Annotated in this window: 7 protein-coding genes and 1 pseudogene; all 8 read right to left on the bottom strand. The window is 68.1% G+C overall.

Annotated elements, in window-relative coordinates; all coding sequences use genetic code 11:
* Positions 1-747 (bottom strand): alcohol dehydrogenase catalytic domain-containing protein (locus tag WBL05_RS05700; RefSeq protein WP_424224366.1); only part of this gene is annotated, 747 nt, incomplete at its 3' end.
* The gene (locus WBL05_RS05695; RefSeq protein ID WP_424224365.1) at positions 744-2,462 is read right to left on the bottom strand and encodes a BCCT family transporter; all 1,719 of its coding nucleotides are present in this window, start codon (positions 2,460-2,462) and stop codon (positions 744-746) included. The genes WBL05_RS05700 and WBL05_RS05695, both read right to left, overlap by 4 nt.
* Positions 2,463-2,472: 10 nt before the next feature.
* A complete protein-coding gene (locus tag WBL05_RS05690) occupies positions 2,473-3,915 on the bottom strand; it encodes an FAD-binding oxidoreductase (RefSeq protein WP_424224363.1) in 1,443 nt (480 codons plus the stop codon).
* Between the two features lie 4 nt (positions 3,916-3,919).
* Complete coding sequence (locus WBL05_RS05685) at positions 3,920-5,353, bottom strand: FGGY-family carbohydrate kinase (protein ID WP_424224362.1); 1,434 nt, start codon at positions 5,351-5,353, stop codon at positions 3,920-3,922.
* Positions 5,350-6,126, bottom strand: a complete 777-nt coding sequence (locus WBL05_RS05680) for an SDR family NAD(P)-dependent oxidoreductase (RefSeq protein ID WP_424224361.1) — start codon at positions 6,124-6,126, stop codon at positions 5,350-5,352. Before WBL05_RS05680 ends, WBL05_RS05685 begins: the two co-directional genes overlap by 4 nt.
* Positions 6,127-6,330: 204 nt before the next feature.
* Positions 6,331-6,933: a glycerol-3-phosphate responsive antiterminator gene (locus WBL05_RS05675; RefSeq protein ID WP_424224360.1), complete on the bottom strand. Its 603-nt coding sequence runs from the start codon at positions 6,931-6,933 to the stop codon at positions 6,331-6,333.
* A 40-nt stretch (positions 6,934-6,973) separates the two neighbouring features.
* Positions 6,974-8,206 (bottom strand): serpin family protein, encoded by a 1,233-nt coding sequence (locus WBL05_RS05670; protein ID WP_424224358.1) that lies wholly within the window; start codon positions 8,204-8,206, stop codon positions 6,974-6,976.
* Positions 8,207-8,232: 26 nt separating this feature from the next.
* A pseudogene (locus WBL05_RS05665) lies at positions 8,233-9,101 on the bottom strand (glycoside hydrolase domain-containing protein).
* Positions 9,102-9,162: the final 61 nt, after the last annotated feature.

The raw sequence follows: 9,162 nt of genomic DNA, 5'->3' as shown, positions 1-9,162 counted from the left end.
GGTCAGCTCGAGCACCTGCCCGGCCGGGTCGGCCGCGCCGACCAGGAAGTCGGTCGCCCCGAAAGCCTCGGCCATCGCCTGCTTGGCCGGGTTGGCGTCCACCACGATCACCCGGCCGGCGCCGGCGATGGCGGCACCCTGGACGGCGTTGATGCCGACCCCACCGGCGCCGAACACCACCACGGTGTCGCCGACCCGGGTGTTCCCGGAGAACAGCGCCGCCCCGACGCCGGTCATCACTGCACAACCCACCAGGGCTGCCGGCAGCAGCGGCATCTCCGGCGGGATCGGCACGCAGCTCTGCTCGGGCACCACGGTCTCGGTGGTGAAGGTACCGAGGAAGGAGTACTGGCTGATCACCTCGCCCGAAGTGCTGCGGAACCGGCTGGTGCCGTCCAGCAGGCCGCCCTCCAGCACCTTGGGCGCGTAGGCGGCGCACAGGTTCGACCGTCCCGACAGGCAGTAGAAGCACTGCCCGCACTCCGGCGCCCACGACAGGATCACATGGTCTCCAACCTTGACCCGGGTGACCTCGCTGCCCACCGCCTCGACCACCCCGGAGCCCTCATGGCCCAGGATGATCGGCAGCGGGCTCGGCGAGGTGCCGCGGGCGGGCATCACGTCGGAGTGGCAGACCCCGGACGCCGCCAGCGCCACCCGGACTTCTCGGGGTCCGGGGTCGAGCAGGACCACGTCGGTGACGACCAGGTCCGTGTTGACCTGGTGCAGGACAGCGGCCCGGGTCACCGGGCCTCCTCGGCGGTCTGGTCAGCCGGGTCGGCCGCCAGGTCGGCAGTCGCTGTCGCGCCCACGGTGGCAGGCGCCAGGTGATGCGCCCGTTCGGCCTCGGCGGCCTCCTTGGCGTAGGCAGCCATCACGGCTTCCTCGCTCATCGTCGCCTTCTTCGCGACCGACTTGATCGGCACACCGTCGGCGTCATAGTCCTGTTTGCGGACGTCGTACTTGGCCGGGTTGGTCGCCACCTTGATCAGGGACACCACCATGAGCAGTCCGAGGATCAGCGCCGGCAGGCCACCGAGGTTGGACAGCATCTTCACACCGTCCGCGCCGCCGGTGGCCGCCAGCAGGATGATGGCGACGGCGCCGATCAGGAAGCCCCAGAAGATCTTCATGTATCTGGGCGGTTCCGGTGAGGTGGGTGAGATGCCGGTGCTCGACATGCCACCGATCGTGGTGGTGTACGCGTCGGAGCCGGTCACGTAGGACAGGAAGGTGATGAACAGGAAGACCGGTATCAGCAGCCACGCGAGCGGGTAGTGGGTCAGGAACTCGTAGACCGCGAACTCGGGGCCGTTGGCAACTGCCGCCGCCAACGCGCCGTCGGTCTCCTGGTCGAGCCTGATGGCAGCCCCGGAGAAGATGCCGATCCAGATGATGTTGAACAGGGCGGGCAGCACGAACTGGACCGTGAGTGCCTTGCGGATGGTGTGCCCGTAGGAGATCCGGCCCAGGAAGATGCCGGAGATCGGCGCCCACGACAGCCAGTTGCACCAGTAGAACATCGTCCAGCCACCAGCCCACGGGTCGCCCGCCGCCGCGCCGGTGAACATGGCCTTCGGGAAGAAGGTTGCCAGGTTGTTGGCGAGGCTCTCCACCCCGAGGTTCAGCACGAAGAACGATGGACCGACTATGAAGACGAAGACGAACAGGCCGATGAAGAACATGGTGTTGATCTCGGACAGCCTGCGTATGCCGTTGAACAGGCCGGTGATCGAGCTGATCACGAAGGTCACCACGATCGCGATGTCGGCCACCAGCCACATGAACAGCCCGGTCTGCCAACCGGTCAGGTAGTTCAGGCCCCCGCCGATCACCAGGATGCCGCTGGCCAAGGAGGCCGACATCCCGGCCACCAGCGAGTACATCACCACAGCGTCCAGACCCTGACCCCACTTGCCAAGCACCTTGTTACCGAAGATCGGGGTCAACGTGGACGCGATCGAGTAGGGCTTGCGCATGTTGTAGAAGGCGAAGGCGAAGGTGATCGACGGCACCGCGTAGATCGCCAGCGGCAGGAAGCTCCAGTGGGTGAACATGGTGGAGACCGCGAAGACCATCGCCTCCGGTGATTCAGGGGTGATGCCCAGCGATACCGGCGGGGCGGTGTAGTGGTACAGCGGCTCCGAGGTTCCCCACAGCAACAGGCCGATCGCGATGATCGAGGTCAGCGTGATGGAGAAGTAGCGGAAGTTGTCCAGCATCGGTGCGGCGTCGCGGCCACCGATCCGGACGTCACCGAACTTCGAGAACATCAGCCAGACGATGACGATGAACATCGCCAGCACACCGAGGCTGAACGCCCAGGCCATGTTGTTGATCAACCAGTTGTTGGCGCCGTTGATCATGGCGGTGAAGCCCTCGGGGTCGATGAAGTTGTAGGCGCAGGCGGCCACGAACAGGATGACCGGCGGCCAGAACGCAATGGGACGGATCTTGGGCATTTCCGACTCCTCAGGATTCAATCGGGTAGATGGTTCCGGCGTTCATCACGCCGTTCGGGTCGAACGCGGTCTTCAGGGTTTCCAGCAGGTAGTAGGCAGAGCCGTGCTCGGCCCGGGTCCACGGCGTGCGGGCCTTTCCGATGCCGTGGTGGTGGACGATCGAGCCGCCGCAGGCGAGCGCCTGCTCGCAGATGATCCGGTTGATCGGCTCGTGGTAGGTCGTGACCTCGTCCTGCGGTGCGCAGTCGACCTTGTAGTAGTAGGTGAAGTAGACGTTGGTGCCGGTCTGGTAGCTGTGGGACGAGTGCCCGCCGATCCAGATCAGATTGTCGATCTCGGCCCGCACCCGGTCGACGGTGGTCTGGTAGATGTCGTTGATCACCGACCACGACCCGGAGACCTCGGTGGTGAAACCGATCTCGCCGGTGTCGCGGATCTCCTGACGTTCCTGCCTGATCTGTTCGACGCCCCAGTTGAGGTGGGCGAACCAGTTCTCGAAGAATGCCGGGTCGAGCGGGGTTACCTGCTCGTAGGGCGCCACGATCTCGGCGATGGTGGCGATGGTGGCGTCCACGATGCGCTGGTGGCCTTCGGCGGAAAACACCATCACACACTGGTTGTCGGCGACCGGGGCGAAGTGGCCCTGGGAGTCGTCCTCGTCGTACAGCCGCATCACCGCGGGCCGCAGCCCGGCCACCATCACCTCGCGCAGGATCGCGAACCCGGTCGCCATGTCCGGGACGCGGTAGCCGAGAAAGCGGGTGGTCTCCGGGGTGAACCGGAACAGCTTGACGGTGACCTCGGTGATGTAGCACAGCGCGCCCTCGTTGCCGATCACGATGTGCCGGATGTCCGGGCCGGCCGCTCGGCGAGGCACGTTCTTGATCCGGGTGACGGTGCCGTTGGGGAAGACCGCCTCCAGGCCGACGACCATGTCCTCGATGCCGCCGTACAGTGTGGACAGCTGGCCGATGCTGCGGGTGGCGGTCAGCCCGCCGAGCTGGGCGAGCGGCTTCGACTGCGGCGAGTGGCCGGTAGTCAGGCCGAGCGGTCGCAGGGCGTTCTCCAGGTCCTCCAGGACGACGCCGCACTCCACGGTGGCCTGCATGTTCTCGGCGTCGATGTCGAGGATGCGGTTCATCCGGGAGCCGTCCAGCACGATGCTGTCCGCCACGATCGTCTCCAGGCCGCCCTCGGTGGCGCTGCGGCCGGTGCGGGGCACCACGTTGATGCGGTGTTCGTTGGCGTAGGTCAGCACGGCGGCCACGTCGGCGGCGGTGCGGACGTAGGCGACGGCCGCCGGGATGGGCAGCACGAAGACCCCGTGGATGTCCTGGTACTTGCGGTAGCGGTCGATGCTGCTGAGCTGCAGCTCCCGCTGGTCGGTGACGACGTTGTCCGGGCCGAGCAGTTCGATCAGGCGATCGACTATCTGGGTTCTGGTGGGCATCATTTCCTCACAATCCCTGGCTGTGAATCTGGCGGAAGGGTTGGTCGAGCTGATCGGGCAGCGCCGCGTAGGTGTCGATCAGTTCGTCGTAGGTGGCTACGGCCGGCGGATCGGGGGTGAAGGTGTCGGCCATCTGCACCATGGCCTGCGCGGCGGTCTCGAAGTCGGGGTGGGCGCCGACGGCCACGGCGGCGCAGATCGCGGCCCCGACGGCCGCGCCGTTGGTCACCCTTGCCCGGCTGGCCGGCACCGCGAAGACGTCGGCGACGATCTGCATCATCGGGTCGCTGGCCGATCCGCCGCCCGACACGATGATCGAGGTGACCTGCTGGTCGAGCGCGCTGGCCATGGCCTGCGACCTGAGCCGCATCGTCATCGCGATGCCCTCCAGGATCGACCGGTACATCTGCGCCCAACCGTGTCGGGCGTCGAAGCCGACCATCGCGCCACGCGGGTGTGGTGCGTCGACCGGGGCCAGCCAGTCCAGCACCGTCCGCCGGCCGTTCGATCCGGGCGGGACGCGTCCGGCCGCGTCGTTCATGACGTCCTCGACCCGGCAGCCGGCCTGCTGCGCCCGCTCGGCGAGCTCGACCCCGACCAGGTCGCGGATCCACGAGATCGTCGACATGCCGCGCCGGATGCCACCGCTCTCGTCGAGGTAGCGGTGCGGCTGGCAGGCGAGGTTCGACCAGTGCGCCGAACTGTCCGGACGCCGCTGCCCGGCCGGGCGCATGGCGGTGATGTAGGTGCCGAGCGAGAGCAGCAGTTGGGACTGCTGCAGCAGGCCGTTGCCCAGCGCCTCCACCGCCTTGTCGTTGGCGGTCGCGACCACCGGCACGCCGGCTGGCAGGTCGGTGGCCTCGGCGGCTGCCGGGGTCACGGTGCCCAGCACCTCGCCGGGCTTGACCAGTTCGGCGAGCAGGTCGCGGGTCAGCTCCATCGCGGCCAGGTCGTCGTCAGCGGTCGACCAGTCCCAGCGGTCGTGGTCGACCGGCCAGATGCCGGCGTAGTTGGCGACCGAGTCGGCCACCCGGCCGGTGAGCCGGGCGGTGAGGTAGGCGGACGCCGCGGTCACGAAGGCGACGTCGGGGGACGGCTGGTGCGGCTGCCCGACTCGTTCGTCCATCCAGTTCATCACCGGGGACGCCAGCGTCCCGTCCCCGGTCAGCAGCGCCCGGCAGAACCGGATGCTGCACAGCCCGATGCCCTTGACGTCCCGTCTCCGCTCGCCGAGTTGTGCCATGGCGGCGCGGGCGGCCTGCTGGAGTGAGACCCAAAGGTCGTCGTCGGGGTGTTCGAAGTGTCCCTTGCGCGGCATCGTCATCGGACGCAGGGCGTGCACGCCCTGGGCGACGACCGAACCCCACCGGTCGAAGACCAGGACCTTGGTGCTCTGGGTGCCGCCGTCGATGCCCACGAACAGGTCTTGCTGGTCGTTCATCGGACGAGGTATCCGCCGTCGACGACGAGCAGTTGGCCGTTGACGTAGTTGGAGGCGTCGCTGCACAGGAAGACCATCGGCCCCATCAGGTCCTCCGGTTCGCCCCAGCGGGCGGCTGGAATGTGGTCGAGGACCCGCTGGTTGGTCTCGGGATTGGCGCGGGTGGCCGCGGTGATGGCGGTGGCGTAATAGCCCGGTGCCAGCCCATTGACCTGGATGCCGTCGGCGGCGAGCTCATCACAGTAGGCCTTCGTAAGCCCCGCCATCGCGTGCTTGGAGGCAGCGTAGGCCGGCGACCACTGCCCGCCCAGGAAGGAGAACAGCGAACAGATGTTGATGATCTTCCCGCGGCGCTGGGCCCGCATCGTCGGGATGACGGCGTGGCTGAGTTCGAACGCGGCGGTCACGTTGAGCGCGAACATCGGGTCCCACTTGCCGCGGTCGAAGCCCTCGACGTCGTCCAGCAGGCAGATGCCGGCGTTGTTGACCAGGATGTCGATCCGGCCGAACTCGGCCAGACAGGTCTCGACGATGTCGTCGGGCGCTCCGGGAGCGGTCAGGTCGGTGTCCAGGAAGACGTAGCGCCGTCCGGTGGCGGCCACCAGTTCGGCGGTGTCGCTGTGGTCGGGCCCGAGGGAGGGGACGAAGATGTCGGCTCCTGCGCTGGCCAGCGCGACCGAGTAGGCCTGGCCGAGCCCGGTGTTGCCGCCGGTGATGATGGCAACCCGGTCGGTCAGGCCGAACCAGTTGAGTTCGAAGTCGCGCAAGGCCATTTGGATCCCTTCTTCGGGCAACAAAAAAAGAACAGCCGAAACCCGGGTCTGGGGTTTCATTGCTGTTCTCTGGTCTCTAGCAATTCGCGGCTGAACCGCTATTCGGTTTTGCTTGGAGCAGATGCTAAGCCCTCCGTTGCGGCGGCGTCAAGACGCGAGCCGCCGAGCTCGGGTTCACGTTTGGCTGTGGTGCAGCCCACTGCGTCAAACGGGTCGGTTGGGCTGGTAGTCCCACAGCTCGGAGTTGGAGGTGGCGATCGCGGCCGCGCCTGCACGCAGAGCGGTTTCGACATCGTCCTCGTCGTGGATCAGGCCGCCGGCGATCAACGGCACGGGCACCTCGTCCCGCAGCCATCCGATCACCTTGGGGATGCAGCCGGGCAGGATCTCGACGGCATCCGGGTCGGCCTGCCGGATCAGCCGCGACAGGCTGTGGAAGGCCATCGAGTCGATCATGAAATGCCGGTGGATGGCGACCATGCCGGTCTGGGTAGCCGCCTTGACCACCGCCGACTTGCTGCTGAGCAGCCCGCGGGCGCCGAACTGCGACCTGAGGAACCCGACACCAGCGGCGTCCGCGCTCAGGCCGTCGATCAGGTCGATGTCGACGAAGGCCAGCTTGCGGGCGGCGGCCACCGCCCGCAGTTGCTCGGGCAGCGAGTTGATGGTCCCGTACAGCAGGAAGCCGAGCCGCGACCGGCTGGCCAGCATCCGTTCCAGCCCCGCGTCGTCCTTGATGCTGGCGATCACCGGGTTGTGCTGCAGGATGGCCGCCAGTCGTTCCGTTCGCGTCGCCTCCGATGCCATCCCCACAGACTATTGGAACGGGCGGCGGTCGGCCTTCCGATCAGGCCTGCGGATCGCACAGCCGGCCGATGAAGAGCGGCAGCCGGGTCTGGGTGTCGAAGATCACGAAGGCGAACGGGCGATCCAGCCGCAACTGCTTCGGCTCGGCCGGAGCGCTGGTGATCATGCCGATCGCGGTCACCGCAGACGCCACCACACCGTACTGGTCGACCTCCATCACGGCCCGGTGCAGCACCTGGCCGACGCTCAGGCCGGCATCCGCGATGCCGGACAGGTCATCGCCGGCGTGGAAGAGCGGACCCAGCCCGACCGCGGTCAGCGCCTGGTTCAGGCTGTCCGACCAGTCGAGCCGCCAACCGGGCATGCTGAGGGCAACCTGCTGGTCGGTGTCGAAGCCGGCCAGCATCGCATCCAGCCCGCCATCGGCCCAGGCGGTCAGCAACGCCGCCCAGTCCCCGGTCTTCGGCAGGGCCACCGCCATCGCGAGCCGCTCACCGGCGAACGGGATCAGCGCCGCGTCCACGTTCGCGTCGGAGAACCAGCCGGGGGTGTCGCCGAACATCATGCGGACGTTGACCACCGAGCCGTCCTCACGGGTGAACGGCGTAGTGGCCTCGTCCTCGACAGTCATCTCGCGGCGCCAGTTCGCAGCCAAGTGCAGGGCGTTGGCGAGCAGCAGCACCATCCGCGGGTCGATCTGGCCGGGTTGCATGATATGGTCGATCTGGCCCTCGGTGTGCTCGGCCGCCCAGTCATTGATCACCCGGGCGGCCTGTTCGGGCCGGGAGAAGTCGACCTCGCCGATGGTTGCGCCCTGCTGCTCGGTGATGGTGGTGACGTATTCGGGCTTGAGGTCCAGGCCGACGGCGGCGAACGCGGCCTGAGCGACCAGCACGGTGACCTTCCTGGTCACGTCGGCCTCGGTGAAGGTGCCGGTGCGCGACCTCAGGGTCTCGATCGTACGGTGTGCCCAGGCCGTCCAGCCCTCGCGGTTGTCGGCGCCGATGACTTCGTCGAGTTGTTCGGCCACCGGGCCGGACGCGCCCGGCCGCAGCAGCCCCAGCGCCAGCACCACCGAGGCGGGGGAGTGCAGGTGGTTCTGGCCGGGCTGCAGCAACTGGCCCATCAGCCGGGCCGCAAACGCTGCCACGGCCGGCATCGGTTCGGGTGGCCCGGCCGGGCCGGCAGGCTCACGAGGAGGTGCGGCGCAGGAGCCGAGCGCCCCGGCCGAGGCTAGGGCGAGCGCGGTGGTGAGCAGGGTGCGGCGTTGCATGGCGGAACACTACTGGTTGACAGGGCTCAGAAGATCTCGACCTGACGCAGGTCGACATCCTGCCCGGCGACCAGCCGGAGCCCGTCGATCGGCCGGGACGGCAGCGGCTGCGGCGTGGTCTGGTCGGGCCGCTGCGGCTGCACCGTGGGGCCGCTGGACGACCAACCGCTGCCCGGCTGGTGCACATCCAGCCACCAGCCGCCGTCCGTCGGCACCTCGGCGAAGGTGATGGCAGCGCACAACGGGACGAACGCCTCGTCCCAGCTGAACTCGATGGCCATCCCGGCGGGCAACCGTTGCACCATGGCGCCGTCGTCGTCAACCAGGGTCGGCGCGGCCGGCCGGATGGTGGCCTGCCGGGTGCGGTCGGGTTGCCAGTGCCGCAGTCCACCGCCTCGCGGCCGGCTGAGCGAAGTCGGCCGGGATTGGCGTCCCCAGTCGCCTGCGCGTCTCGAGCGCTGCACCTCAATGCTGCAGTCAGCGTGCAGGGTGTCGACGTCGACCCAGACCTGGTGCCACGGTGCGCCGTTGATCCGGACCGCCGCGATGAACCGGCCTGCACCGCTGGCGGTGATCCGCAGCGTGGTGCCATCGTCGCGGTGCCAGACGACCTTGTCGAAGACCGGGGTGCTGAGCACGAACTGGCCCGAGCCCACCTGCAGCGGGTACAGCCCGATCATCGCGAACAGTTGCCAGGCCGACATCTCGCCGTTGTCCTCGTGCCGGGGTAACCCTGGCCGATCTCGGAACCCACGAAGATCCGGTCGCAGATCTCGGCGACCAGCGCCTGGGTGGCGTCCGGCCGGCCGGCGTGCAGGTACATGTAGGGGATGTGGTGGGCCGGCTGGTTGCTGACGCCCAACTGGCCGAGCCGAAGCGCCCGCGCCTCGACCATCTCGTGGATCACGGCTCGGTAGCTGCCGACGCGATCGGCGGTCTCCGGGGTGGCGCGGGCC

This window comes from Brooklawnia sp. (assembly GCF_049651565.1).
GTDB lineage: Bacteria > Actinomycetota > Actinomycetes > Propionibacteriales > Propionibacteriaceae > Brooklawnia.
Note: the sequence above shows the minus strand (reverse complement) of the source record. Positions and strands in the feature narration are given on the sequence as shown.

Coding starts and splice junctions, on each gene's coding strand:
- WBL05_RS05690 (WP_424224363.1), bottom strand. CDS start 3,915: ATGATGCCCACCAGAACCCAGATAGTCGATCGCCTGATCGAACTGCTC.
- WBL05_RS05695 (WP_424224365.1), bottom strand. CDS start 2,462: ATGCCCAAGATCCGTCCCATTGCGTTCTGGCCGCCGGTCATCCTGTTC.
- WBL05_RS05675 (WP_424224360.1), bottom strand. CDS start 6,933: ATGGCATCGGAGGCGACGCGAACGGAACGACTGGCGGCCATCCTGCAG.
- WBL05_RS05680 (WP_424224361.1), bottom strand. CDS start 6,126: ATGGCCTTGCGCGACTTCGAACTCAACTGGTTCGGCCTGACCGACCGG.
- WBL05_RS05670 (WP_424224358.1), bottom strand. CDS start 8,206: ATGCAACGCCGCACCCTGCTCACCACCGCGCTCGCCCTAGCCTCGGCC.
- WBL05_RS05685 (WP_424224362.1), bottom strand. CDS start 5,353: ATGAACGACCAGCAAGACCTGTTCGTGGGCATCGACGGCGGCACCCAG.